The sequence below is a fragment of the Arthrobacter sp. KKT183 genome, from assembly GCF_055657625.1.
On the sequence record NZ_CM145770.1, the window covers coordinates 3,534,348 to 3,560,173 of the forward strand.

22 protein-coding genes and 1 riboswitch are annotated in these 25,826 nt (G+C 63.7%); of the genes, 9 read left to right on the forward strand and 13 right to left on the reverse strand.

Going from position 1 to position 25,826, the window contains the following annotated elements; translation table 11 throughout:
* Nucleotides 1-8 precede the first annotated feature (8 nt).
* Nucleotides 9-1,424, reverse strand: coding sequence for an NAD-dependent malic enzyme (locus ACZ2GY_RS16700; protein WP_471672567.1), 1,416 nt, complete (start codon nt 1,422-1,424; stop codon nt 9-11).
* 270 nt (nt 1,425-1,694) lie between these two features.
* On the opposite strand from ACZ2GY_RS16700, the gene ACZ2GY_RS16705 reads away from it, so the two are divergent.
* The 3 genes from ACZ2GY_RS16705 to murJ all read left to right on the forward strand — a co-directional run bounded on the left by ACZ2GY_RS16705 (nt 1,695) and on the right by murJ (nt 4,814).
* Complete coding sequence (locus ACZ2GY_RS16705; protein WP_277357567.1) at nt 1,695-2,456, forward strand: IclR family transcriptional regulator; 762 nt, start codon at nt 1,695-1,697, stop codon at nt 2,454-2,456.
* Between the two features lie 23 nt (nt 2,457-2,479).
* Nucleotides 2,480-3,067 (forward strand): DinB family protein, encoded by a 588-nt coding sequence (locus ACZ2GY_RS16710; RefSeq protein ID WP_471672568.1) that lies wholly within the window; start codon nt 2,480-2,482, stop codon nt 3,065-3,067.
* Nucleotides 3,068-3,281: 214 nt separating this feature from the next.
* Nucleotides 3,282-4,814: a murein biosynthesis integral membrane protein MurJ gene (gene murJ, locus ACZ2GY_RS16715; protein ID WP_471672569.1), complete on the forward strand. Its 1,533-nt coding sequence runs from the start codon at nt 3,282-3,284 to the stop codon at nt 4,812-4,814.
* Between the two features lie 28 nt (nt 4,815-4,842).
* Here the strand turns inward: murJ and ACZ2GY_RS16720 are convergent, their stop codons facing one another.
* The 6 genes from ACZ2GY_RS16720 to uraD form a co-directional block, all read right to left on the reverse strand.
* Nucleotides 4,843-6,039: an ATP-grasp domain-containing protein gene (locus ACZ2GY_RS16720; protein WP_471672570.1), complete on the reverse strand. Its 1,197-nt coding sequence runs from the start codon at nt 6,037-6,039 to the stop codon at nt 4,843-4,845.
* Between the two features lie 187 nt (nt 6,040-6,226).
* Nucleotides 6,227-7,573 carry an 8-oxoguanine deaminase gene (locus tag ACZ2GY_RS16725; protein ID WP_471672571.1) on the reverse strand — a complete coding sequence of 449 codons (1,347 nt, stop codon included), beginning with the start codon at nt 7,571-7,573 and terminating at the stop codon, nt 6,227-6,229.
* Nucleotides 7,574-7,745: 172 nt separating this feature from the next.
* Nucleotides 7,746-9,299 (reverse strand): nucleobase:cation symporter-2 family protein, encoded by a 1,554-nt coding sequence (locus tag ACZ2GY_RS16730; RefSeq protein WP_471672572.1) that lies wholly within the window; start codon nt 9,297-9,299, stop codon nt 7,746-7,748.
* A 139-nt stretch (nt 9,300-9,438) separates the two neighbouring features.
* On the reverse strand, nt 9,439-10,392 hold the full coding sequence (gene pucL, locus ACZ2GY_RS16735; RefSeq protein WP_471672573.1) for a factor-independent urate hydroxylase: 954 nt from the start codon (nt 10,390-10,392) through the stop codon (nt 9,439-9,441).
* A gap of 2 nt (nt 10,393-10,394) precedes the next feature.
* A complete protein-coding gene (uraH, locus tag ACZ2GY_RS16740) occupies nt 10,395-10,736 on the reverse strand; it encodes a hydroxyisourate hydrolase (RefSeq protein ID WP_277357574.1) in 342 nt (113 codons plus the stop codon).
* Nucleotides 10,733-11,227: a 2-oxo-4-hydroxy-4-carboxy-5-ureidoimidazoline decarboxylase gene (gene uraD, locus ACZ2GY_RS16745; protein WP_346027732.1), complete on the reverse strand. Its 495-nt coding sequence runs from the start codon at nt 11,225-11,227 to the stop codon at nt 10,733-10,735. Before uraD ends, uraH begins: the two co-directional genes overlap by 4 nt.
* 255 nt (nt 11,228-11,482) lie before the next feature.
* On the opposite strand from uraD, the gene ACZ2GY_RS16750 reads away from it, so the two are divergent.
* Nucleotides 11,483-12,502 (forward strand): PHP domain-containing protein, encoded by a 1,020-nt coding sequence (locus ACZ2GY_RS16750; RefSeq protein WP_471672574.1) that lies wholly within the window; start codon nt 11,483-11,485, stop codon nt 12,500-12,502.
* A gap of 16 nt (nt 12,503-12,518) precedes the next feature.
* On the opposite strand, the gene ACZ2GY_RS16755 is transcribed toward ACZ2GY_RS16750, so the two are convergent.
* Nucleotides 12,519-13,844, reverse strand: a complete 1,326-nt coding sequence (locus tag ACZ2GY_RS16755) for a bifunctional o-acetylhomoserine/o-acetylserine sulfhydrylase (protein WP_277357577.1) — start codon at nt 13,842-13,844, stop codon at nt 12,519-12,521.
* A 43-nt stretch (nt 13,845-13,887) separates the two neighbouring features.
* Nucleotides 13,888-14,003: riboswitch (SAM riboswitch) on the reverse strand.
* 136 nt (nt 14,004-14,139) lie between these two features.
* Nucleotides 14,140-16,839 carry a pyruvate dehydrogenase (acetyl-transferring), homodimeric type gene (gene aceE / locus ACZ2GY_RS16760; protein WP_471672575.1) on the reverse strand — a complete coding sequence of 900 codons (2,700 nt, stop codon included), beginning with the start codon at nt 16,837-16,839 and terminating at the stop codon, nt 14,140-14,142.
* Between the two features lie 203 nt (nt 16,840-17,042).
* On the opposite strand from aceE, the gene ACZ2GY_RS16765 reads away from it, so the two are divergent.
* On the forward strand, nt 17,043-17,807 hold the full coding sequence (locus ACZ2GY_RS16765) for an SDR family oxidoreductase (protein WP_471672576.1): 765 nt from the start codon (nt 17,043-17,045) through the stop codon (nt 17,805-17,807).
* A 493-nt stretch (nt 17,808-18,300) separates the two neighbouring features.
* Nucleotides 18,301-18,684, forward strand: coding sequence for a helix-turn-helix domain-containing protein (locus tag ACZ2GY_RS16770; RefSeq protein ID WP_471672577.1), 384 nt, complete (start codon nt 18,301-18,303; stop codon nt 18,682-18,684).
* Here the strand turns inward: ACZ2GY_RS16770 and ACZ2GY_RS16775 are convergent.
* Nucleotides 18,664-19,875 carry a PucR family transcriptional regulator gene (locus ACZ2GY_RS16775; protein WP_471672579.1) on the reverse strand — a complete coding sequence of 404 codons (1,212 nt, stop codon included), beginning with the start codon at nt 19,873-19,875 and terminating at the stop codon, nt 18,664-18,666. The genes ACZ2GY_RS16770 and ACZ2GY_RS16775 overlap by 21 nt on opposite strands.
* 307 nt (nt 19,876-20,182) lie before the next feature.
* On the opposite strand from ACZ2GY_RS16775, the gene ald reads away from it, so the two are divergent.
* Nucleotides 20,183-21,304, forward strand: coding sequence for an alanine dehydrogenase (ald, locus tag ACZ2GY_RS16780; protein ID WP_346027735.1), 1,122 nt, complete (start codon nt 20,183-20,185; stop codon nt 21,302-21,304).
* Here ald and ACZ2GY_RS16785 read toward each other — a convergent pair.
* Nucleotides 21,292-22,314 (reverse strand): Gfo/Idh/MocA family protein, encoded by a 1,023-nt coding sequence (locus ACZ2GY_RS16785; RefSeq protein WP_471672580.1) that lies wholly within the window; start codon nt 22,312-22,314, stop codon nt 21,292-21,294. The two genes, ald and ACZ2GY_RS16785, sit on opposite strands and share 13 nt — an antisense overlap.
* Before the next feature lie 139 nt (nt 22,315-22,453).
* On the opposite strand from ACZ2GY_RS16785, the gene ACZ2GY_RS16790 reads away from it, so the two are divergent.
* Entirely contained in the window at nt 22,454-22,954 is a 501-nt protein-coding gene (locus ACZ2GY_RS16790; RefSeq protein WP_346027737.1) for a hypothetical protein, read from the forward strand.
* A gap of 37 nt (nt 22,955-22,991) precedes the next feature.
* Here ACZ2GY_RS16790 and ACZ2GY_RS16795 read toward each other — a convergent pair whose 3' ends face one another.
* Together ACZ2GY_RS16795 and ACZ2GY_RS16800 are read right to left on the reverse strand one after the other, a co-directional pair.
* On the reverse strand, nt 22,992-23,183 hold the full coding sequence (locus tag ACZ2GY_RS16795; RefSeq protein ID WP_056545370.1) for a hypothetical protein: 192 nt from the start codon (nt 23,181-23,183) through the stop codon (nt 22,992-22,994).
* Between the two features lie 53 nt (nt 23,184-23,236).
* Nucleotides 23,237-24,199, reverse strand: a complete 963-nt coding sequence (locus ACZ2GY_RS16800) for a lantibiotic dehydratase C-terminal domain-containing protein (RefSeq protein ID WP_346027738.1) — start codon at nt 24,197-24,199, stop codon at nt 23,237-23,239.
* 617 nt (nt 24,200-24,816) lie between these two features.
* Between ACZ2GY_RS16800 and ACZ2GY_RS16805 the strand changes: the two genes are divergently transcribed.
* Nucleotides 24,817-25,785, forward strand: a complete 969-nt coding sequence (locus tag ACZ2GY_RS16805) for a helix-turn-helix transcriptional regulator (RefSeq protein ID WP_346027739.1) — start codon at nt 24,817-24,819, stop codon at nt 25,783-25,785.
* Nucleotides 25,786-25,826 lie beyond the last annotated feature (41 nt).

Consider the following 25,826-nt stretch of genomic DNA (forward strand, 5'->3'; position numbering starts at 1 on the left):
TCCTGCTCCTACTCTGCTGATTCTGCGGCTGAACCCTGATGAGCGGCGTGCGCCGCTGCGGCAACCGCTGCTGCCACATCACCTGCCACGTGCGGATCGAACACGCTCGGGATGATGAAACTGGCATTAAGCTCATCATCGTCCACCCGGGCGGCGATTGCATCCGCTGCGGCAACCAGCATCTGCGGCGTGATGTCGGATGCCCCTGCGTCGAGCAGCCCCCGGAAGAAGCCCGGGAAGGCGAGGACATTGTTGATCTGGTTGGGGAAATCGCTGCGCCCGGTGGCAACCACGGCGGCGTGCCGGGCAGCGATGATGGGGTCGATTTCCGGGTCAGGGTTGGCCATGGCAAAGACGATCGCTTTGTCAGCCATGGACTTCACCTGTTCCTCACCCAGGAGGTTCGGAGCACTGACGCCGATGAAGACGTCCGCGCCGTTCAGTGCTTCATGCAGCGTCCCGGAGAAAGCATTCTGGTTGGTGTTCTCGGCAATCCAGCGGCGGTGCTCGTCGGTGTGGTTCTGCCCGCTGTGGATGGCGCCCTTGCGGTCACACGCCACGATGTTCTTCGCACCCTGGGCCTGCAGCAGCTGGATGATGGCTGATCCGGCTGCTCCGACGCCGGAAACGACAATCCGCACGTTCTCGATCTTCTTGTCCACAACGCGGAGGGCATTGGTCAGCGCGGCCAGCGTCACAATGGCGGTGCCGTGCTGGTCATCGTGGAAGACGGGAATATCCAGCTCCTCGCGCAGCCGGTTCTCAATCTCGAAGCACCGGGGAGCTGCGATGTCTTCGAGGTTCACTCCGCCGTAGACGGGCGCGAGTGCCTTGACGATGCTGATGATCTCTTCGGTGTCCTGGGTATCGAGGCAGACCGGCCAGGCATCCACGTTGGCGAACTGCTTGAAGAGTGCGGCCTTGCCCTCCATGACGGGCAGTGCGGCGGCGGGGCCGATATTGCCCAGCCCGAGCACCGCTGAGCCGTCCGTCACCACAGCGACGGTGTTGCGCTTGACGGTGAGGCGGCGGGCGTCGTCGGGGTTTTCTGCAATTGCCATACAGACGCGTGCGACGCCGGGAGTGTAAGCACGGGAGAGGTCGTCCCGGTTACGCAGGGGAACCTTGGGGACAACCTCGAGCTTCCCGCCGAGGTGCATCAGGAAGGTGCGGTCGCTCAGCTTCTTCACGTTCACGCCGTCGAGGGCGTTGAGGGCGTCACGGACGCGCTCGCCGTGAGCAGCGTCGGTGGTGTTGCAGCTGACGTCCACCACGATGCTGTCATGGTGCGACTCAGTGACATCGAGCGCAGTGATCGATGCACCGGCGGAGCCGACGGCGGCGGCCAGCTCAGCAGTAGCTGTGAAGCTCGACGGCGCCTGAACGCGCAGGGTGATTGAGTAACCGGGGCTAGGACTCGCCATTGATGATCCTCCAGATAAGTTATTTCGTATTGTGGATATTATTATCTACTAAGTGGAATTGCAAGCGCGGCGCCTTGGGGGACGGAGCACAGAAACGGCCCGGAGGTGCAGGGCTGCCGCTTCGAACCGGCGGGGCCGCACTTGCGGGCAGTTTCTGCGCCGAGGGCCGCACGGGCCCACGGCCCCAACACCAGTTTCCACTCTGCGGAAGTAGGGTATCTTTGGAGAAGTTATTCCGCTGTGCGGATAGTTTCTAGCAAGGAGTGCCAAATGGCCGAGAAGGCTGCAGGTGGCGGCGTCCAGTCGGTGGAGCGCGTGTTTGAACTGCTGGAGTTGATTACCGACGCCGGCGGTGAGGTCACGCTGAGCGAGCTCTCCTCCTCTACGGATCTCCCCCTGCCCACGATCCACCGGCTCCTGCGCACCCTGGTGATGAAGGGCTACGCCCGGCAGCTCCCCAACCGACGCTACGCCCTAGGCCCCCGCTTGATTCGCCTCGGCGAGGGCGCCAACAAGCAGCTCGGCGCGCTGGCGCGTCCCCAGCTGAAAATGCTCGTGGACCGGTTGGGCGAGACCTCGAACATGGCGGTGCTCGACTCCGACATGGTCGTTTACATTGCTCAGGTGCCGTCGTCGCACTCCATGCGCATGTTCACCGAAGTGGGGCGCCGGGCGCATACCCATGACACCGGCGTCGGGAAGGCCATCCTGGCCCAGCTCGACAATGAGACCGTGCGCAACATCGTGACCAGGGCTGGCATGCCCACGCCCACGGAGAAGAGCATCAAGTCCGTGGACCAGCTCCTCTCCGAACTCGACAACATCCGCGAGCGCGGCTACTCCATTGATGAGCAGGAGCAGGAACTGGGGGTTCGCTGTTTCGCGATGGCCGTGCCCAACGCTCCCACCCCTACGGCCATCTCCGTCTCAGGACCAATCTCCCGCGTGGACGAAGGGTTCGCTGACAAGGCCATTCCACTGCTGCGCTCCGCGGCGCAGGCGATCTCGGATGACCTCAACCTCGCAAGCTAGGTGCAGCCAGTAGAGTGCCACCCATGAATGACAAAGAGGTTCTGCACCGCTACCTGCGCCTGCGCCGCGCTGACCTGCTCGCGAAAGTGGACGGCCTCGGCGACTATGACGCGCGCCGGCCGCTGACCCCCACGGGCACCAACCTGCTGGGCCTCGTGAAGCATGTCGCCAGCGTGCAGCTGGGTTACTTCGGTGAGGTTTTCAACCGGCCCAGCGGCCGGGAGCTGCCGTGGTTCGACGACGACGCCACCCCGGAAGCCGATCTGTGGCTCACCGCTGAGGAGACCCCGGAGGAGATCATTGAGCTGCACCACTTCTCCGCGGCGCACACTGACGCCACCATCGAGGCACTGCCGCTCGACGCCGACGGGGAGGTCCCATGGTGGGCACCTGAGCGCCGGCAGGTGACCTTGCAGCAGATGCTCGTGCACATGTGCGTTGAGACGGCCCAGCACCTCGGGCACGCTGACATCCTTCGTGAACAGCTCGACGGCGCCACCGGCCGCGGCCCGGATGATCCGAACATGCCGCAGCGCAGCGCCGAGGAGTGGTCGGAGCACTGGGAACGGATCGAAACGGCGGCCCGGCATGCCGAGCAGGGCGCCACCTGACCCCCTCGCCGCAAAGCTGCTGCGGAAGCATCGCCGGCCACATACCATTCCATGCAGGTTTGGAGCGCTGGTACGGCGTGTCCTCCAAGACACGCCGAAGATAGGGGGCGTTGGCCAGCAAACCTGCACACAGCGGTTTCGTATCCCGCCAATCGTGCACGGAACGGGCGTGGATGCAGCGCTTCACCGCCCAGACAGGATAGCGTGGGATCCCGTGGCCAGACCCGGAGGTAAGTCGATCTCCAGGGTCGCCGTGCTTGTCACCGGTCTCACCGCGGTGTCCACGCTTCTCGGATTCCTTCGGGACGTCGTCATCGCAGCAGTTTTCGGCGCAGGCGCCGAGCTGGACGCCTACCTCGTAGCGCAGGGCCTGATGAACATCGTGCTGGGGCTCGTTGCCTACGCAATGGCCCGTTCAGCTACACCGGCGGTCTCCCGCGAAGCGGCCGCAGAGGACAACGGATGCAAGGGACACACCGGCTTCGATGTCGCCTTCACCCTCACCATGGTGGTGCTCGGGATCGGCGGCGTGGTCATGGCGATCTTCGCCGGTCCTGTGGCCTCGCTGCTCGCACCAGGATTCGACGCCGAGACCACAGCCACAGCTGCCACGCTCACGCGCATCGTGCTGGTGGCAACGGTGCTCGTGGCGGGTACCGATCTGCTGGCCGCACTGGCCCAGTCGCACGGACGCTTCGCCTGGGCATCCCTCCAGGGCGTCCCGTTCAACCTGATCATGATCGCGGCGGCCGGGCTCTTCGGCCCCCGCTACGGCATTGCGGCTCTCGCCGTGGGATTCGTTGTGGGCTCCGGCGCACGGCTCCTGCTGCAGTTGCCCCCGCTGCGCAGCCTCGGCACACGGGTGCGCCCCCGCCTGCAGCTGAAGGATCCAGGCTTCCGGGAGATCGCCGTACTGGTCCCGGCAATGCTGGTGGGCAGCGCGGTCGGGAATGTGAACACACTGGTGGACCGGGCTGTGGGTTCCACGCTTGAGGAGGGCGCGATCACTGCGCTCTCCTACGGTTGGCGGCTCGTGAACCTCCCCGAACAGCTGCTGATCGCCTCCCTGCTCGTGCCGCTGTATCCGGCGATCAGCGCTTCGGTGCGCGATCTTCCAGAGCTCAGGCGGCTCGTGAACCGCGGCCTCTCAGTGACTGTGACCATCCTGGTTCCACTCTGCGTTGTCCTGGCGGTCGCTGCGGAGCCGCTCGTGGAAGTAGCCTTCGGCCGTGGCGCCTTCTCCCCGGAGGACATCGAGGCCACCGCCACCGCAGTGCTCTGGTACGCGCCGGCACTCCTGGCGCTGGGCATCCGCCAGGTAGTAGTGAGTACGGCGTACGCCCTGGGCGACGCCAGGGCTCCCGTAGTGATCTCCGTGCTGGCCATGGTGGTCAACGTTGTGGGTGACATTCTGCTGGCACCGGTGATGGGAGTCGCAGGCATTGCGCTGGCCACCAGCGCCTCACTGGTCCTCGCCGCCGTTGCGAATGCGTGGCTTCTCAGAAGCAGGCACGACGGCGTGAACCTGCGCGAGGCTTTCGTCCTCCTTCTCCGCGCTGCCCTGTTGGCGGCTGTTGCCGGTGCTGTCGGGGTTGTCCTGGCGAGCCTCGTTGCCGGTCCGGCGCTGATGACGTCCGTCGTCGTGGTGTTTGGGGTGTGCGGCACCTACGCGCTCGGGCTGGTTGTGCTGCGCGCTCCCGAGGGCCGGGTGCCCCTCGACATGCTGCGGGCGGCACGACGCCGCTGAGCGGGGGTGCTGCCTTCGACGCTGTTGCTTATGCGGCGGACGGGCGAAGCGTCACCGGTTTGTCCCGCGTGAACCGCGCAAAAATCAGGTTCAGGGTGGGGCCCGGATCCTTCACGTCCCACACACTGTGCTGTGCACGGCTTGCCCAACGGACGGTGTCGATGAGGTCCGCGGCAAGCCCGCCCCGCCGCTCGATGCGCGCGCGGCGTAAATCTCCCGCAGTCCACGCGTACCTAAAGCCGGCGGGCGCGTCCGCAAGATGCGGCACCGTCTCGCCCAGAGCCAGCCTGCCCCATGCGTCGGCCAGGCCGGGGCGGGCTGCATTGGTGAGAGCGATGGACCCGAAGAACCGGCCGTTGAAGTCGATCAGGTGGGAAACGCCGTCGTCGTCTGTCAAGAACTGCAGCTCCACCAGTCCCCACCAGCCGATCTCCGTAAGCAGCGCGTCAACCTGTTGCGCCAGCACCGCGTCGACTGCGACTGTCTGTGCACGAGCTGACGCTCCGTTGGGTGTGGGCCAGAGCCGCGGCGTTTCCTGCTGGACCCTTCCTTCAAGGTGTCCGTCGCGGAAGAAGCCGATGAGCGCGCCGAGTTGTCCTCGTATGGGCTCCTGGAGGAGTGGCTCGGCGCCGAGTTCCTCCATGTGGTTGACGCGTTCCTTGGCGGCGTTCATGCTGTCGAACAGCCGGGCCTCGATGCGGTGCGGCCTCGTCTGCCCCGGAGACCAGTGCGCACGCGACTTCACCACAACGGGACCCTCCCAGTCAGCGATCGCCTCCGGCGTGGCAGGCACTGTGCGGGGCGCCGCCAGTCCCACCCGGCCGGCGCTCTCCGCGAGCAGGACCTTGTCCAGCGCCCGCTCGACCGCGTCCGGGGAAGGGTGTGCCACCGTCGTCGGGATTTGGTGCCGGTAGGTTGCGAGCGCAGCCATCCAGTCGTCGCCGCCGCCGAAAACCACGTCATACCCGCCGGCCTTCACCGCGGCCGCTACTCCGTTGATGAAGGCCTTACCGTCGCCTCGGGGACGAGGAACTGTGTGACAGACGGCGACGGCGCGTGAGGAGCAGAGCATCCCCCTTCCCTCAGGCGTGCCCACCCCCACGGTCCAACCGGCTGCGCGCAGCGAACGAGCGGCCGCGAGCGCACCGCGGTCACGGGATGTGCTGACGATCAGTGCACGGCGGTGCGCGTGTGAAGCGTCATCAATTCTGGGCTGCGTGTCCACACGGCCTTCCGATAGGCGGGAAACGTCTTGTCCCAGCCTAGGAAGCGCAGATGAGAAACAGATGATAGAGCGATTGAACGGCGAGTCGCAAGCACCGGAACCGCCCTGGCAGGCGGAAGGTCTTCCGGAAAAGTGCATCCTCTGCATGCACTGCATGCGCCTGCCAGGATCAGGGGTGCTGCAGCTTTCAGCCAACCAGCCGCCGTGCTGCTGCCGTGTGCTCAGCGATCAGCGATTCGAGATCCAGCCCGACAACGACGCCGTCCTCCACCCGCCATTGGCCACCGATCATCACCCGGTCGGCGCGGTCAGCACCGCAGAGCAGCAGCGCCGACAGAGGGTCGTGGCTGCCCGAGAATCGAAGGTCATCCAGCCGGAACATCGCAAGGTCAGCCTGTTTGCCCACAGCCAGTTCCCCGATGTCGCTCCGGCCCAACGCGGCGGCCGATCCGCGCGTTGCCCACCCCAGAGCACGGGAAGGGGTGGCGCGCTCGGCGCCGTACCGCAGCCGTTGGATATAGAGAGCCTGGCGCGCTTCGAGGATCAGATTGGATGCATCGTTGGAGGCGGACCCATCCACACCAAGGCCCACCGCTACGCCGGCCTCCTCGAGTTCGATGGCCCGGCAGATCCCTGAGGCCAGGCGCATATTCGATGTGGGGCAATGCGCCACGCCGACCCCCGCGGCTCCGAGCTGGGCAATCTCGCTGTCGTCGAAGTGGATGCCGTGGGCCAACCAGGTTCTCGGCCCCAACCAGCCGACGCTGTCGAGGTACTCGACCGTCCTCATGCCGAACCGCTCCCGGCAGAAGTCTTCTTCGTCAAGCGTCTCAGCGAGATGGGTATGCAGCCGGACGTCATGGAGGTCGGCAAGTGCAGCGCTGGCCTTCATGATCTCCGTAGTGACCGAAAACGGTGAGCACGGCGCCAGCGCAATCTGAACCTGCGCACCTGCAGCGCGTTCGTGGTACTGCCGGATCAGCCTCTCACTGTCAGCGAGGATCACTTCGGGGTCCTGCACCGTCTGCTGGGGCGGCAGGCCGCCGTCGTCCTCCCCCAGTGTCATGGAACCGCGCGTCAGGGTGGCGCGCATGCCGAGTCTGCGCACCACGGACACCTGCACGTCGATGGATTCCTCCATACCGCCCGGGAACAGGTAGTGGTGGTCGGCCGCCGTGGTGCAGCCTGAGAGGAGGAGCTCAGCGAGCGCGGCCGTCGTCGCCAGTTCGAGATCGCGAGGCGTGAGCCGCGCCCATACCGGGTACAGGTTCACCAGCCAGGGGAAAAGCGGCACGTTGACCACTGGCGCCCACGCGCGGGTGAGCGTCTGGTAAAAGTGATGGTGCGTATTGATCAGTCCGGGCAGCACCACGTGGCCCCGGGCGTCGAAGACGGAGTCGTACCGTTCGGCCGGCATTGCTCCCGTCGGGACCAGTTCCATAATGGTGGCGCCTTCGATCACGAGCCCGGCGCCGGCGTCGGATTCATTCGCGGTGAAGATGGCGAGCGGGTCTCGTACCCAGATGCGTTGCATGATTGGATTTCCGTTCCGTGATTGTCAGGGGATGACGCTTGAGGGGGACGAAACGGCACAGGACCACCGGCGTGACGGCGGAGTGTGCCGTCAGCTCAGTGGTCCTGTCTGCTGATCCAGGGTGCGGTTCCCTGCCTGCCCTCACTCTCGCGAAGGCAGGCAGGGACCGAAGTCAGTGCTGGTGGCCGGGAGTCTCGTCGCAGATTTTGCGAATGTCCTCGACGCAGCTGATCTCGCCGTTCTCGAGTTTCTCCTTGACTACGGTGTACTGCGCCGCGGTCACCACGGGGATCTCGGTACCGTCTGCTGCCACGAGCTTTCCGCCCTGGAAGCTGTCGCCGTCCTGGAGGGCGGTGAGCTCGTCTGCCCGCACCATGCGCGGTGGGCTGGCAACAAAGACGGAGGAATTCTTGCTGTTTCCGGTCTTGAGGTGGTTGAAGAGCAGGTTCATCAGCACCGCCATGATGGCCGCCGAGCTGATTCCCGAGTGGAAGATGATACCGAACCAGGTGGGGAAGGCATCGTAGAAGGTGGGCGAAACGACGGGAATCGTGCCGAAGGCGAGCGCCACTGCAACGATCACGAGGTTCATGTTGCCCTCATAGTCGACCTTTGCCAGCGTGCGGATGCCGCTCGCTGCCACGGTGCCGAAGAGAACGATTCCAGCTCCGCCGAGTACCGGCGTCGGAACTGCGGCAACCAGGCGTCCCAGGATGGGCAGGAGCCCAAGGATAACCATGATGAGACCGCCTGCGGCCACTACGTAGCGGCTGCGGATGCCAGTGATTGCCACCAGGCCCACGTTCTGTGCGAAGGCAGTCTGCGGGAAGGAGTTGAAGATCGGGGCGACGGCGCTGGAGAGCATGTCGGCGCGGAGGCCGTCGGCGATACGGCGTGAATCGACCTTTGTACGGGCGATTTCACCGACGGCGAGGATGTCTGCCGTGGTTTCGGTCATGCAGACAAGGATCACAATGGTCATCGAAATGATCGCAGCGATATCAAAGACAGGCCAGCCGAAGGCGAACGGCTGTGGGAAGGCGAAGATGGCGCCCTCAGCGACGTTGGAGAAGTCAGCGAGACCCAGGAGCGCCGCGATAATGGTTCCTGCCACAATGGCGAGCAGGATCGACAGGCGGGAGATTGCCGCGCTGCCCAGCTTGCTCATGAGGAGAACCAGAGCCAGCGTTCCGGCGGCCAGCCCGATGTTCGTGAGGCTGCCGTAGTTGTCAGCGGTCCGGTTTCCGCCCATTGCCCAGTTGGCAGCGACAGGCATGAGGGTCAGGCCGATGGTGGTGATGATGACGCCAGTCACTACCGGCGGGAAGAACCGGATGATCTTCGCGAAGAACGGCGCAAGGACCAGACCGATCACGGAGGCCACGAGGACTGCGCCGAAAATGGTCTGTAGTCCTCCACCGCCGCTGATGATCGCAGTCATGGTGGCAACGCCGGCAAAGGAGACGCCCTGCACCAACGGGAGCTGGGAGCCGAAGAACTTCACACCGTAGCTCTGCAGGATGGTTGCGGCACCGCCTACGAAGAGGCAGGAGGCAATCAGGACGGCGATGTCGTCCTGGGATACGCCGGCGGCAGTTCCGACGATGAGCGGAACGGCGATGATTCCGCCGTACATGGTGAGGACGTGCTGGAACCCGTAGGCGAACGATCGTCCGAGGGGCAGCCGTTCATCCTCGGGGCGCTGGGGTTTGGCCTGATGTTTCATAGAGCTGACTGCTTTCATGAGTATGACTTCCTTGTCTCACATGAGTAGTGGGGTGAACGGCCGGGCACGGGCTTGTGCCCGGCCGTTCACGGTTGGGGCGGCGTTCCTGCCGCGCAGGCGCCCGTTCCCAACCGTTTTCTCAGCAGAAGCCGGGGATGTTTGCCCAGATTGCTGCTTCGTTGGTTGATCCGTCGGCGCGCTCGCGTTCTACGGTCGCCTCGATCAGTCCGTACGGCCGGTCGGCCGCGAAGAAGACCTCGCCCGGGTTGTCGACGCCGAACGGCTCGAGATCCACGAGGAAGTGGTGCTTGTTCGGCAGGGAGAGCTTGATCTCCTCGATTTCCGGATGCGCCTCCAGCGCCTGCTTGCCCATCTGGAACATGGTCTGCTGCAGAGCGAGCGAGTGGGTCTGGGCGAAAGCATCGAGGAAGATCTTGCGAACGCTGGCGTACACCGCGTTGAAGTCGATGTCCGTGGTGTCCGCTGCGTAGCGCCAACGGGCGGTCACATCGGTCGCAAGGATGCGGTCGGTGGTTTCCTGGAGGGTGGTGTACTGATCCCGCGGGAACCCGTGGAACTCAGAGCCGGTCGACTTCAATACGGTCAGATCCTCGATTCCGGCGACGATGTGGCGCGTGCCGTTCTCAATGAGCAGCACAGCCGTGCGGGTCTCCGACTTGTTGCGCGAGAACGCGTGATCGTGGTCGCTGATGCGGTCCCAGAAGTACTGCTCCGCCTCCCAGCGTCCGCCGGAAACCCAGTCGAAGCTTTCGGTGAAGTGCTTGCCGAGGCGCAGGAGGAACTGCTCAGGAGAGCCGATACCTTCGCGGGAGAACGCGTACACCGTGTTCTTCTGCGTGTCAGTGGCAACAACGTGTGAGTTGTCTCCCTCGGTGTGGGCGCTCTCGAAGTCGCCGTGCAGCTGCGAGGTGACGTTCAGGTCCTCGATCTGGTGCCGCGCAGTGTCGCGGGTGATCTTCACGAGCCTGCATTCGGCCTTGCCGTACTGGTTCCGGCCCAGGACGATGCGGCCGCTGTTACCTGCGGTGTTCTCGTTGGTGTTGGCATTTGTTTCGATGGTCGGTGTCGTCATTGTCAGCTTCCTCGGTAGGTGGAATAGGCGAAGGGACTAATCAGGAGCGGCACGTGATAGTGCTGCGCTGGGTCGGTAAGTTCAAAGATCAGTGAGACGGAGGGGAAGAATGTTTCCGTGCCGGTCGCCGCGAAGTAGGTGCCGGTCTGGAAGTCAATCCGGTAAGTGCCCGCCTCCAGCGCTTCAGGGCCCAGGGAGGTGATGCGGCCGTCGTCGTCGGTGTTTCCCTCCCCGATGTCCTCCCAACCATCCGCACCCAGCCGGTGCAGTGCGGCAGCGACGCCGGCGGCGGGACGTCCCGTACCGGTGTCGAGCACGTGGGTGGTTATGTGGCTGCGGCTCATGCTGCGAGGACCCCCTTGAGTCGAAGGATGGCGATTTCACGCAGTTGCTGGGCGATGATTTCCAGCTCCTGCGCGGGCGTATTCTGCAGCCGCTCATCGAGAGCGGCGAGGATGTCCTCGGCGCTTCGACCGGCGGCCCGGATGAGGAAAACCCTCCCGAACTTCTCCTCGTAGGCACGGTTGCCTGCCTGGAGCGCGGTCTGGGTTTCGACGGCGGTGCTGACGCCGGCCTGCTCACCACGCGACATGGTGGCTTCAGTGGTATTCCCCTGCGCCCGGTCACCGATGCGCGGGTGATGCGCCAGGGCGCCGTCGATCTCGGCTTCCGTCCAGGGATAGGCTGCCTTTTCGGCGAACGCAATCAGGTCGGCTTCCGAGGAGAAGGGCCGCGCGTCCACGATGGCCTCAACCCAGCGCGGGATGTCAACGCATGGCGTGAGTTGGGCAGCGGCCACTTCGGGGGTACAGGTATTGAGGGTTGCAAGAGGCATGGGTGTCAGCTTTCTATGAAGCGCTATCGCCAGCGCTGAACACCCTTACCCTCGAACGAATTCGATTTGACTCGATGTTTCCGGCGACAGTCCAGGAACCGTGTGGCTCTGGTTCAGTTTCTATATCGTGGAATTTTTATTCCGATTTCATTGTAGCCCTGATCACATGGCAGCTGTCAAGCGTTACCTGGATCACATGATAGGGCTGCTTCTCTACACCAGGCCACCACCGCGTAAATGGTGGAAGATGGGCCTATGGATGCCACCGCCGCATTGAATGAGATCGCCTTCTGGCTGGAACGGGAACTGGCTCCGAGTTTCAAGGTTCAGGCGTTCCGCAAGGCCGCAGCGGCCATTGCCGAGCTGGAGCCCGACGAACTCGCACAACGCGCCCGCGACGGCCGGCTCAAGCGGATGAAGGGCATCGGAGCGCGCTCCCATGAGGTCATCACCCAAGCGCTCAACGGTGAAGTGCCGGCCTATCTCGCCGACCTCCGCGAGCGCTCGAAAGAAGCCCTGGCCAGCGGCGGCTCGGAGCTGAGGGCCCTCCTCCGCGGTGACCTGCACAGTCACAGCAACTGGTCCGACGGCGGGAGTCCCATCCCGCTCATGGTCGACGCCGCGCGTGCGCTCAATCATGAATACCTGGCGCTCACGGACCACTCCCCCACCCTGAAGATCGCGAACGGCCTGAGCGCGGAGCGCCTCACGGAGCAACTCCAGACCGTGGACCAGATCAACAACGACGACGGCGGCAACGGCTTCCGCCTTTTGAAGGGCATCGAGGTGGACATCCTTGAAGACGGAACACTGGATCAGTCGCCGGAGATGCTCGATGAGCTGGACATCGTTGTCGCCAGTGTCCACTCCAAGCTGCGCTCCGACCGCCGCACCATGACCGCACGCATGCTGGGCGGCATTCGCGATCCCCATACCAACGTCCTTGGCCACTGCACGGGCCGTCTTGTCCAGGGTTCCCGCGGCCAGCGTCCACAGTCCGAGTTCGACGCCCGGAAGGTGTTCACCGCCTGTGCCGAGAACAACGTAGCGGTGGAAATCAATTCACGTCCCGAGCGGCAGGATCCGCCGGATGACCTGATCCAGCTGGCACTCGAAGCCGGGTGTCTCTTCAGCATCGACAGCGACGCGCACGCCCCCGGTCAGCTGGATTTCCTCCAGTACGGGGCGGAGCGCGCCGAAACAAACGGCGTGCCGGCGGACCGCATCATTACGACGTGGCCGTTGGACAAGCTGCTCGCCTGGGCGCGCTCCTGAGAGCTTCCCAAGCTCCTTAGGCGTCCAGGAATTCCTTGGCTGCCCTGAAACCGGCTTCAAGGTCCGCCAGAATGTCATCAATGTGTTCAATACCCACTGAGAGCCGCACCAGCCCGGGGTTAACGCCGGCAATGACCTGCTGCTCCGGCGATAGCTGGCTATGGGTGGTCGACGCCGGGTGGATCACCAGCGAGCGCACGTCGCCGAGGTTCGCCACATGCGAGTGCAGGTCAAGGGCATCGACGAAGCGCTTCCCGGCCTCCGCACCGCCGGCCAGGTTGAAGGAAACGATGGCGCCGATTCCCTTCGGACCGTACGTGCGTCCGCGCTCATACCAGGGGCTTGAGGGCAGCCCGGCATAGGCAACCGACTCGACATCCTCACGCGCTTCCAGCCACTGAGCCACTTCGACAGCGTTGGAGACGTGCCGCTCCATCCGCAGGCTCAGGGTTTCCAGGCCCTGGGCGATCAGGAACGCGTTGAACGGGGATACCGCCGAGCCGAGGTCCCGCAGCAACTGGACCCGGGCCTTGAGGATGTAGGACAGGTTGGCCCCGAGGGCACCATCCGCACCCAGATCCCGTGCGTACACCAGACCGTTGTATGTCGGGTCCGGCGTATTGAAGCCCGGGAAACGGTTGGGATCCTTGCCGAAATCAAACTTTCCCGAGTCAACGATCACGCCGGCGATCGCCGTACCGTGGCCGCCCAGGTATTTGGTGGCCGAGTGGACAACGATGTCCGCGCCCCACTCCAGGGGCCGGATGAGGTAAGGGGTGGCAAGGGTGTTGTCCACGATCAGCGGCACACCGGCGTCGTGAGCGGTCCGGGACACGCCCTCAATGTCGAGTACGTCCTGCCGCGGGTTGGAGACGACCTCCGCGAAGAACAGCTTGGTGTTGGGCTGCACAGCGTCCCGCCACTGGTCCAGATTGTCCGGATCCGCCACGAAGGTGACCGAAATGCCGAACTTCTTCAGCGTATGGGCCAGCAGGTTGTAGGTTCCGCCGTACAGGCTCGGACTGGCGACGACGTGATCGCCGGCCTCCGCGACATTCAGGATCGCGAAGGTCTCCGCCGCCTGACCTGAGCTGAGCAGCAGCGCGCCCAGCCCGCCTTCAAGGCTGGCGATCCGCTGCTCAACAGCATCCTGCGTGGGGTTGCCGATCCGCGTGTAGATGGGAGCCAGTTCGGCAAGGGCAAACCGGTTGGCGGCGCTTTCGGCACTGGGAAAGACGAACGACGTGGTCTGGTAGATCGGCAGGGCGCGGGCTCCCGTGGCGCTGTCGGGTTCCTGGCCGGCGTGGATCTGGCGGGTTTCGAAAGACCATTGGTTGGACATTCAAGGCTCCTTTGGCATGGGCCCGGCATGGTGGGAGCACCGCGGGCCGCGCTTGCCGTCCGGCTGGTGCCGGGCGGCCAGGTCTTCACCCGGAGCACCCCACCGCAGCTGGAGGGTTGCTGGCCAGCAAGCCGGGGCTTGGTGCTGGCACTCATGACCACGGCCAGTGTAGGCACAGGAGTATCACGCCGCACGAAGATGACGTTCCATGTAAACCACCCGTTGAGTTGCAGAAGTTTTTGTCGCCTAGTTGCAGGTAAAAGTGTTTCCAGGCCGCAACTAGGCGACAAAAACGTCAGGGGAGGGTGAGGAGTGCGTACTTCTCCATCGCTTGGCGTGGTGCGTCCGCGTCAATTTCTCCCCGCTTCGCGAGGAGCTGAAGAATGCGTACGACGACGGAGGCTGGGTCGATCTTGAAGTACCGCCTGGCTGCGGCGCGTGTGTCGGAAAAGCCGAACCCGTCCGCTCCGAGTGTGGCGAAGTCCTGCGGCAGGAACTGGCGGATTTGATCCGGAACAGCCTTCATGTAGTCGGTGACGGCCACGATCGGTCCGGGTGCGTCCCCAAGCTGCTGGGTGACGAAGGGAACGCGGGCCTCTGCATCGGGGTTGAGGAAGGCCTCCTCCTCGGCGGCGAGTGCGTCACGCCGCAGCTCCGTCCACGAAGTCACCGACCACACATCGGCCGAAACACCCCAGTGATCTGCCAGGAGTTCCTGCGCCTCGAGCGCCCACGGGACGGCCACGCCGGAGGCGAGGATCTGCGCCTTCGGCCGGCCGCCGTCGTCGTTGCCGGGCTTCAGCCTGTACACGCCGCGCACCACGGCGTCGGCATCCAACCCGGCGGGAAGCGGCGGCTGGATGATCGGCTCGTTGTAGACGGTCAGGTAGTACATGACGTTTCGATCGTCGGAATTCGCGCCGTACATGCGCTCCAGTCCTGCACGCATGATGATGCCGATCTCGTATCCGTAGGCCGGGTCGTAGGTGATGACGGCGGGGTTGGTGGAGGCAAGGATGGGTGAGTGTCCGTCGGCGTGTTGGAGGCCTTCGCCGGTGAGGGTGGTGCGGCCTGCGGTGGCGCCGATGATGAACCCGCGGGTCATCTGGTCACCGGCTGCCCAGAAGGAATCTCCCGTGCGCTGGAATCCGAACATCGAGTAGAACACGTAGATCGGAATCAGCGGCTCACCGTGGGTTGCATAGGCGGTACCCGCAGCCGTGAAGGCAGCCACCGCACCGGCCTCATTGATCCCCGGATGCAGGATCTGGCCTTGAATCGATTCCTTGTACGCGAGAACCAACTCCCGGTCAACGGAGAGGTAGTTCTGGCCGTCCGGGTTGTAGATCTTCGCTGTCGGGAAAAAGGCGTCCATGCCGAAGGTTCTGGACTCATCCGGAACAATGGGGACAATCCGGGACCCCAGCCCTTTCTCCCGCATGAGATCTTTCAGGAGGCGGACGAAAGCCATCGTTGTGGCGGCCTGCTGCTTCCCCGAGCCACGGTTCGCAACCTCGTACGCCTTATCCCCCGGCAGCTCCAGTGCCGCCGCCTCGGTACGGCGTTCAGGAACAAATCCGCCCAGGGCACGGCGCCGGTCCAGGAGGTATTTGATTTCGGGGGAGTCGGGTCCGGGGTGGTAGTAGGGCGCGTTGTAGAGGTCGGCTTCGAGTGCTTCGTCGGGGATAGGGATGCGCAGGTGGTCGCGGAAGTCCTTGAGGTCCTGAAGGGTGAGTTTCTTCATCTGGTGGGTCGCGTTACGGCCCTCGAAGTGTGAACCCAACCCGTATCCCTTGACCGTTTTGGCCAGAATCACGGTCGGTTTGCCCTTGAACTCGGTGGCGGCCTTGTACGCCGCGTACACCTTCCGGTAATCATGCCCGCCGCGCTTGAGTCCCCACACCTGCGCATCATCCATATCCGCCACGAGATCCTTCGTGGCCGGGGTCTTCCCGAAGAAGTGATCGCGCACAAACCCACCGGATTCTGCCTTGTAGGTCTGGTAATCCCCGTCAGCGGTCTCATTCATGATCTTCACCAGATCCCCGGTGGTGTCCCTGGCAAGCAGGTCATCCCACTCCCGGCCCCACACCACCTTGATCACGTTCCACCCCGCACCGCGGAAGAACGCCTCGAGTTCCTGCATGATCTTCCCGTTACCACGCACCGGCCCGTCCAGGCGCTGCAGGTTGCAGTTGATCACGAAGTTCAGGTTGTCCAGATTCTCATTGGCCGCCAACTGCAACAACCCACGCGATTCGGGCTCATCCATCTCCCCGTCCCCCAGGAACGCCCACACCTGCTGATCACTGGTGTCTTTCAACCCGCGGTTCTGCAGATACCGGTTGGACTGCGCCTGATAGATCGCGTTCATCGGCCCGATCCCCATCGACACCGTCGGGAACTCCCAGAACTCCGGCATCAACCTGGGGTGCGGATACGAGGACAACGCATGACCGGCCTTGGACTTCTCCTGCCGGAACCCGTCCAGATCCTCCTCGGTCAGCCGGCCCTCCAGGAACGCGCGCGCATACATCCCCGGCGACGCGTGGCCCTGGAAGAACACCTGATCCCCACCCGAGGGGTGGTCCTTACCCTTGAAGAAATGATTGAACCCCACCTCATACAGGGTCGCCGCACCCGCATACGTGGAAATATGGCCGCCCACACCGATCTCCGGACGCTGCGCCCGATGCACCATCACCGCAGCATTCCACCGCATCCACGCCCGGTACTTCCGCTCGATCTCCTCATCCCCGGGGAACTCAGGCTCCTCATCGACCGGAATCGAGTTCACATAATCAGTAGTCACAACACTGGGAAGACCCACCGACCGGCCACCAGCACGCGCCAGCAAACGCCCCAAAACATCACGGGCACGATCAGAACCACGCTGATCAATCAACTGATCAAAGGACTCAATCCACTCAGCCGTCTCCTCAGGATCCGAATCCCCACCAACACCCGAACCCACAATCCCCTGATCAGCAACCATGCCAAACCCTCTTTCGCTGCGCGGAACCTGCCCGCTCGATTCACTGCCTGACCGGCATCGCACCCTTGCAATGCGGCAGATGGCCTTTGTCCCTCCGGGTCCATTCCAACCCGCGCTTTCGCAATATGGAACTATTATTCCATTACTATAGGGTGAATGCCTGCCAAGATGGGAATGCCAACCAGAAAGGGCACCGGAACGTCATGAATGAACTGCCGATTGAGTCTCCACGCATTGCCGTCATCACCGGTGCAGGCTCCGGCATCGGCAAGGCGGTGGCGCACGCATTCCTGGACGCCGGCTGGGCAGTGACCCTGGCGGGCCGCCGTCGTGAACCGCTCGAGGCGACCGCACAGGGCCGGGAATTGGCTGACGTACTTCCAACCGATATCAGCCGGCCCGACGACGTCGCCCACCTCTTCGCGCACGTACATCAACGCTGGGGCAGGCTCGATTTCCTGTTCAACAACGCGGGAACCATTGGTCCCGCGGGCGCAGTTGACGAGATCAGCCCGGAGGAATGGACGTCAACGGTGGCGATCAACCTGACGGGTTCGTTCCTGTGCGCGGCGGCAGCGTTCCGCATCATGAAGCAGCAGGACCCGCAGGGCGGGCGCATCATCAACAACGGGTCCATTGCTGCCCACTCTCCACGGCCGCGGTCGGCGGCGTACACCGCAACAAAACATGCAGTGACAGGGCTGACCAAGTCGATCGAACTGGACGGACGCGCCTACGGCATTACGTGCGGTCAGATCGACATCGGCAATACCTCCACAGGGCTTATGACCACCCTCGGCGTTGGCGAGGGCGCGCTGCAGGCGGACGGCTCCCGTCGGGTGGAACCCACGTTCCCGGTGGAAGAGGCCGCCCGCACCGTGCTGCATATGGCGCAGCTACCGCCATCAGCCAACATCGGCACAGTGGTCATGACGGCCAGCGGCATGCCCTTCATCGGCCGCGGCTAGGCGGTCATGCGCGGGGAAAGTGTGGGTAATAAAAGGAAAGCCCTCCGAGGAGACGGAGGGCTTTCAACGGTGCGGAGTTACGGTCTTCAGCTGTACCAGAACCAGTGCGGAGGACTCCACATGGGTGGAACCTGATGTCCATTGAAGGATCCGCAGACGGAGCAGGAATAACTGACACTGGCAGGAAGCAGATCCCGCCCTCCAGAGGAAACACGCGCAGGAACAAAGTCCTCGTAGATCAGGAACTCATCGGTTCCACAGGTTCCGCACCACGGCAAAGCGCTATCCCGCTCGGCCAGCTGCCCCGTTGAGGGCAACATGGTACTTCGATGGTCCGGGTTGATAATCGTCATTGTTTGCCACCGTCCAACTGCAGTCGTTCTGAGAAGCAACAACTAAGCTCGCTTAGTTAAGGTTTAATAACGATAGCGTTTGTGCGCTAATTACGGAAGTCCTTAGTGTTTCGAAGCAACCGGATTGGCAGAATAGCGTTATGATCCGATCCCGCTCCCGCACCGCCCCGGCTCTCCCCACCACGCAGCGCCTGTCGCTGGCGCGAACCCTGGCTGAGAGCAACGATGTCACGGTGTTCGTGGACGGCACGGCCGTCAAGCTTCCCGGTGAAGCGAGGGACGCCGTCGTCGATCTTCTGCAGAGACTGGCGGCGGGCGACTCCGTGACGGTGACCTCCGTCGCTGACTCGCTGACCACCTCGCAGGCCGCGGAAGCGGCCGGAATTTCACATACTTATCTGCGGAACCTGACCGACGCCGGCGTGATCCCGGTGGAATACCGTGGAACTCACCGGCGCATCAGGCGGGACGCCATCGACGCCTGGCTTGCTGCCCAGAAGAAATCAGATGCGGGGACGCCGTGACCAGCGCCGCGCCTTCAACGCAAGGTGCAGCTCAAGGCGGACCGGCCCGCTGAGCGGATCAGCGCCGATCACGGAACGGACGCGGGACAACCGGTTGTACACGCTACTGCGATGCAGGTGGAGTTGGCCCGCCACGTCCTGCACCGAACCGTTCTTGTCGAACAACAGCTCCAGAACGGGCAGCAGCTCATTGTTGCGGTCATAATCCTCAAGTTCTTCGAAGTAGACCGACCGCGGCGAGGAAGCCTGCCACCCGCCGCCCGCCAGAAACTGGTACACGCCGATCGAGCGGTAGCGCACGGAATCGCCCAGCAAGGGATCGACCGCGGCTGCCTGCGCCGCCGATCGCGCCTGTTGGTATCCACCCGCCAGGCCATCAGGGGCAGTGAACGGCTCGCTGGCCCCGCTCATCAACGGAACGCCTGCTGCACCCGCGACAGCGGTCAGCCGCTCACCATACCGGCGCCGGATCGCGGCCAGCTCCGCCTGGCCCGCATCATGACGGACCAGCAGGACCGAATGGGAGGCCTCACCGGCACTGAAGACAACGACGTCGGCCCCGACGGTGGCCTGCAAAGCTGCGGTACGCCGTGCCAGCGTCCCATCATCGGTGCCTTCCCCCCGGTGTGCCGTCGAACGATCGAGCAGCACCTCGACGTGCCACGGCGAAGTGCCGTCAAGTTCCGGCCAGCCCGCACACTCCTCCAGTGCCTGACCATCACCCGTGGCGGCAGCGAGGAAGACCCGCTCCCGGCGCGTACGGTGCTCGGAACCGGCCGTGTTGTCCTCCAACAGCAGGGCCGCAAGCCGCTCGACGTCCTCGCGCACCCCGGGCAGCTGCTTGAGAATATGAGCGGCACTGTCTTCGCCGGCGTCCTGCTGCACCCACAGGTAGCCGACGCGGAAGCCGCGCACCAGCAGCGGTACGCATACCCGCCCGAGCATCCCGAGTCCGGGATTGGCCGGAACCGCAACAGGACGCACCGCCGTCGTTATTCCGTGCTGCACCTGCCAGGCGCTCACGTCCGCCGGGACCTTCTTGCTGAGCAGGAAGTTGACCCGCACGCGGTCTGCGGAGGATTGGTGGCTGCTGTAGGCGAGGAGGACGCCGTCGAGGTCCTCCAGGGAGAGGCCGCGGCCGAGGCGTGCGGCAATCCGCTCCACCTCGAGCTCCACCTGTGTTGTCTGCACTGACTCATCCTAGGACCGCGACGGCGACACTTGGCGCCCTACAACTCGACAACTGTCGACTGGAACGGATGATGGGTCCGTGTTAGTGATGCCAGTCACAGCGCTCCGCCTTCCGCTTCCCTGCGCGGAAGGCAAGACAAACGACGACGGCGTCACCCGGCGTCGTCGTGCTCGCCCTCCTTCGATGGGCGGCGGGCGCCCTGTCCGGCGGAGGGAACCGCTCGTATCCTTGAGGAAACAGGCCACAAGCCTGCTGATCAGGTTCCATGGTCAACTTCAGTCAATTCGAGAGCAGACGGAGAATCCCGTGATCATCGGCGTCCCCAAAGAAGTGAAGAACAACGAGTTTCGCGTAGCCATTACGGCCTCAGGCGTGCACGAGTTCCGCACCCATGGCCATACGGTCCTGGTGGAGCGGTCGGCCGGTGTGGGGTCCAACATCACCGATGATGAATATGTGGCCGCTGGCGCGGAGATCGTCGACGATGCCGATGATGTGTGGGCGCGGGCTGACATGGTCATGAAGGTCAAGGAACCGATCGCGGAGGAGTACCACCGCTTCCGGGAGGGCCTCATCCTCTTCACCTATCTTCACCTCGCCGCTGAACCGAAGTTGACCCATGCTCTGATCGAAGCCGGCGTCACGGCAATTGCCTATGAAACCGTCCAGGATGGTCGGGCACTTCCGCTGCTGGCCCCCATGTCCGAGGTGGCCGGGCGGTTGTCGGTTCAGGTTGGAGCGCAGGTCATGACCGCGCCCTCGGGTGGTCCGGGCCTGCTGCTGGGCGGCGTGCCCGGCGTGCGGCCGGCAAAGGTTGTGGTGCTGGGTGCAGGTGTTGCCGGAACCAACGCCACCGCCATGGCTGTGGGCACCGGAGCCGACGTCACCGTTCTGGACATCAATATCGCCCGGCTCCGGGAGCTCGACGCCCAGTATGCGGGCCGCGTCCGGACCATCGCGTCCAACGCCTTCGAGATCGAGCGGGCGGTGCTGGAGGCAGACCTGGTGATTGGCTCGGTGCTTATCCCGGGCGCCAAGGCGCCGAAGCTCGTCACCAATGACATGGTGTCGCGGATGAAACCGGGCAGCGTCCTCGTGGATATTGCCGTGGATCAGGGCGGCTGCTTCGAGGATTCACACGTGACCACGCATGAGGAACCCACGTTCACCGTGCACCAGTCGCTCTTCTACTGCGTAGGGAACATGCCCGGCGCCGTGCCCAACACGTCCACCTACGCGCTGACCAACGTGACCCTCCGGTATGCCGTGGCGCTGGCTGATCGCGGAGTGCGGGGTGCCTTCGAGGCTATTCCTGCCCTGGCATACGGGCTCAACGTTGCGGGCGGTGCGGTGGCGCACTCCTCAGTGTCCGAGGCACACGGCCTCGAACTCACCGAGGACTGGCGCCAGCTCGTCTATACGGTGTGAGCCGCTTCAATGATCCGGTGGGCACGCAGACTGTCCGCCGGATCAACCGGGACGAGCCCGCCGTCCTGCAGCGCAGCCGCGAGGAGGTCATAGAACGCGGGATAGTTGCCGTCCTCCGTGGGATGCCGCGTTGCCTCGTGGTCGAATCCGAGCAGGCCCCAGGCGAGTTTGTCCTCCACACCGTAGCCGGGATCGGAGGGCAGCATGCCTGCATCAACGGCTGCTTCCTGAACGTCCACTCCCCACTTGGTGTACGCGGATCCGGAGCCCGTGACCCGGAACCGCGGGGCCGCCTGCGGCGCGAGTGCGTTCATCCAGAGGTGACTGATCACGCCTGAGGAATGCTTCAGGGCCACAAAGACGTCATCGTCCGGCCCTTCGGCTTCGCGGTAGGCCGCACGTTCCGCATGAATGAGCTCAGCGTCTCCGAAGAGCTGCAATGCCTGATCGATCAGGTGCGGGCCGAGGTCATAAAGGATACCGCCGCCCTCCTCGGCTCCGCTGGTTGCTTTCCAGGGTTTGGTGACCAGCGGCTTATAGGTTTCCATCCGGGATTCGAACCGCCGCACCTGGCCCAGCTTGCCCGCCTCGAGCAGCTTTTTCACGGTCAGGAAATCGCCGTCCCAGCGCCTGTTCTGGAAGACCGTCAGCAACTGCCCCTCCGCCTGTGCCAGCGCGATGAGCCGCTCACCGTCCGCTGAATCAACGACAAAGGGCTTATCCACGACGACGGCGGCGCCTCCCCTCAGCGCCCGCTCGGCCAGCTGTGCGTGCGTGGCCGGAGGCGTAGTCACGACAACGAGATCCAGCAGGTCCAGCTGCTGCCACAGCTCATCGACGGTGGAAAGGGTCCGCGTGTCCGGATAGCGGGCTTCAACCTGCGCAATACGGTCCTCGTTGGATGTCACGACAACATCGAGTGAATACCGGCTGTTGGTGCTGATGAAGGGCGCGTGGAATACCCGCCCACCAAGGCCGAATCCGATGAGGGCAGTCCTGATTTTCTCCATGGCCCAACCCTAGGGCCACGGTGGGACTTGAGCACCAGGATTTGTTTCACCGGTCCGAATTTGCGGACGGGTGAAGCCATACTATGATCATCTATCGGTCAAGCAGTGGCTATTGCATCTCTCACCTTTAAGGGACCCTATGGCCACCGCTTCGGACCCCGGCACTCACACACCTTCTGATCCTGGCACCGACCTGCCCGATCCCTTCAGCACTGCTGAAATCAACGGGCACGACGGCGCGCCGCTGCACACGCATTCAACGCGGCTCATGCTGACCACGGCAGCACATTTCGTCCAGGAGCACCTGCATTCCCAACTAGCCGAACTCCGGCTGACTCCGGTTGACCTGTCGGTCCTGAGCGGTCTGGCGGAGTTGTCTGCAGCCTCCATCCCCGATGTTGCAGCGCAGTGCCTCCTGTCACAGGAGATCACCGCACGCTCCCTCGCCGAACTCAGCCAACTGGAGTTCGTGAAGGCGGAGAACGCCAGGTATACGATGACCGCCGCCGGCCGCCGCGCGCTCACCGAGGCACGCGATCTCGAGGATGATCTGTTCGCCGAGAAGAGCACAACACTGCGCATGGAACTCGGCTCATTGATCAGCCGTCTTCGCGACGGCGGAGTACTCGACCCGAAGTAGCTTGAGCGTCAGTGCTTCCGGAGAGGGCCCTGCTGGGCTAGTGCCAGAGACTGCCTGCCCACGCAGCATCGCGCAGGTAGTCGCGGGCCGCTCCCACGTCCCAGAGCTCTCCCTGGGAGGCGATCACACCCATGCCCCGAAGGTCCTCGACCGTATCGGGGGAACACCCCAGGGCCTCGCTCAGGTCGTGTGCGTCTGCGGCGAGGATGACGTCTTCGTTATAGGCCATGCGTGCACTTTTCCTTTCTCGTCTGGGGTGGCGACGATCGAGCAGGACGAAGGTCAGTTCCGGCTGAACAGGGCGCGTTCCCGTTCAACGCTCCAGGTACGGGCATACAAACCAAGTACTGCTTCCTCACGGGGGCTGAAACCCAGGCGGTTCAGTGTCATATGCGCGTGGTGGACTGTCAGGTGCTGGGCGCTGCGGCTGACTCGGGCCCTGTCCGCGCGGTACAGATAGGCGTCCAGTGTGCGGAACCACCGGCGTCTCCAATTGTGAACCGCTGACTCGGCGGCGGTAGCGGCCATCAGACTTTGGAACGCGGGCGTCTTGGCGCTCACCTGGTTGGCCATAGCCTCCCGGACGGCCGGGCCGCGGGCACCGAGATCCGGCGTGCAGGTCCTGAGATGGCTGTCCCAGTAGTAATCCCACGAAATACGGCGCCGATCAGCCCAACTGGCTGATCGCGAGCCCTTCATCATGCTGCGTGCAGAGTCGAAGAGAACCAGCGCGGCGAAAGCGGACCGACTGTGCATCTTGGTGAAGCGCTGAGTGCCCCAGGCAGCGAGCTCGGAGGAGAGTTCGAAAACTTCCTCTGCCAGCTGCAGGCCTTCAACGCCGCCATACTTGAAGAGCTCAGACTCAAGCTGGGGATCCGCATCTTCCGCCCCGCGCAGATAGTAACCATGCGTAGCGGGAGTTGAGATAGATTGCCGGGAGGGCGCCGCGGCCAGAGCGCCGCCATTGCGCTTCAGAAGTACTTGATGGACTGTTTGCAACCGTTCGATGGTGGCGGGCTGCGCCAGAATGTGCAGCCGTACCTGAACAGATGACGATGGTTCTACACTCCGCGTATAGAACCATCTTTCGGCCCGCAGTACGTGGGCCTGCGCCGCCAGCGGGGTAACCAGGTCTCCAATGATGCCGTCCGCTACATCGAAGCCGCCTGCATGAGTGGAAAGATGCCACCATTGAGTGCTGAGTGCGGTTCGTGAGGCGGTTCGAACTGCGGTCAGCTGACTCATGGCATCCTCCTTCGGGCTAATGGTTACCCCCGCTGGGGCGAGTCTTTGGGGCGTTTCAGCTTCGCGACGAAGACCTGAATCGCTGTGTGGTTGGTCTTATTTCGGCCAATCCCAACTTGCGGTTACCGTCTTTGGCCAGTCCCAGCTAGCTGCTCCAACTGCCGGGGTTGCCGGTGCAAGAACCGCTGCTGCGACAAGGATCCCTGCGGCTGCGCCGATAATCTTCTTCACTGGACGTTCCCTTTCGTCAGGTTGCATGTGACGCGATCCGGCTCGCCGTCGAGCCGGTAAAACCAGCATGTGCGTGGCGGTTGCGGCTTGTCCAGCTGAGAAGGCGCCCTATTCAGGACATGGCCTGATGAGGACAAATGCCGCCTCAGACGTTCCCGGCGGACTGTCCAAGGCGAGCCCATCCGCCCGGCAATACCGCGGTTTGCGTTCCATTTCATTCCTGCACCGGCGCGCAGACAGGACGATGTCATTAACCTGACATGTCATGTTTTTACAGCACCGATTTTGGCGTTCAGCGGCCAACTTCGGGACGGGCACGGCGAGCCCAGCCCCGAGGTCTGTAGGCTACCCCTAGAGAAACGCGACAGTCGGAAAGGGAAACCGGGATGCTCGACGGCATATCCATTGAGCTCTACCGGTATGCCGTTGGCCACCCGGGATGGATGAAATCCGAGGCCTCCGAGGCGCTTGGGTACACCCTACGGGAGATTGACTCGGCGATGGAAGTGCTCGTGGAGCGCCGGCTGCTCAGCGAGCAGGGCGCCTCCGCACACGCGTACATCGCCGTTTCTCCGGACGTTGCTCTGGCTGATCTTGTTGACGCCGATGAGCGCGCTGTGCAGGATCTGCGGGCGAGGATAGCTGCCCGCCGGCGGGAACTCTCCACCCTCGTGCCCACCTATCTTGAGGCCCGCAAGAGTGTTATCACCAGCTCCTCGGTGGAGACGCTGGAAGATCCTCATCTGATCCATCGCGTCCTGATCGACTATGGCAGGGATGTCACGGAAAAGGTGCTGATTGCCCAGCCCGGACAGGGATCCACGGCCGATGTGCAGGAAGAAAACGTTCGTAAGGACCTGGAACTGCTGAGACTGGGGGTGGAGCGCAAAACGTTGTATGACGTCAGCACCCGTGACCACGTTCCGACGCGCAAGGCAGTTGCTGCCATCACCGCCGGAGGCGGGCGTTTCGGTGCCCTGCCGCGAGTCCCGCTACGGATGCTGATCTTCGACCGGAAACTCGCCCTCGTAGCCCGTCAGCTGGGACATGACGACAAGGCCGCACTAGTGGTTCGAGACCCGCATTTAATCCACATTTTTACCCAGCTGTTCGAGTTCGCCTGGGAACTCAGCGAGCCCTTCCTGATCGACGAGCCGACCGTCTCCCCTCTCAACAGCACGCAGCAGGCTATCCTCAAAGGTCTCGCAGCGGGCTATTCCGATGAGGTCATCGCCCGGCGCCTGGGCATCAACGTCAGGACTTGCCGCCGCCACATTGCGTGGATGCTCGAGACTCTCCACGCTGACAGCCGGTTCCAGGCAGGCATCAAGGCACACCAGGCTGGGTGGATCTAGAAAACTTCCGTTGCCTATGAGTGAACGCGTCCTCTAGACTC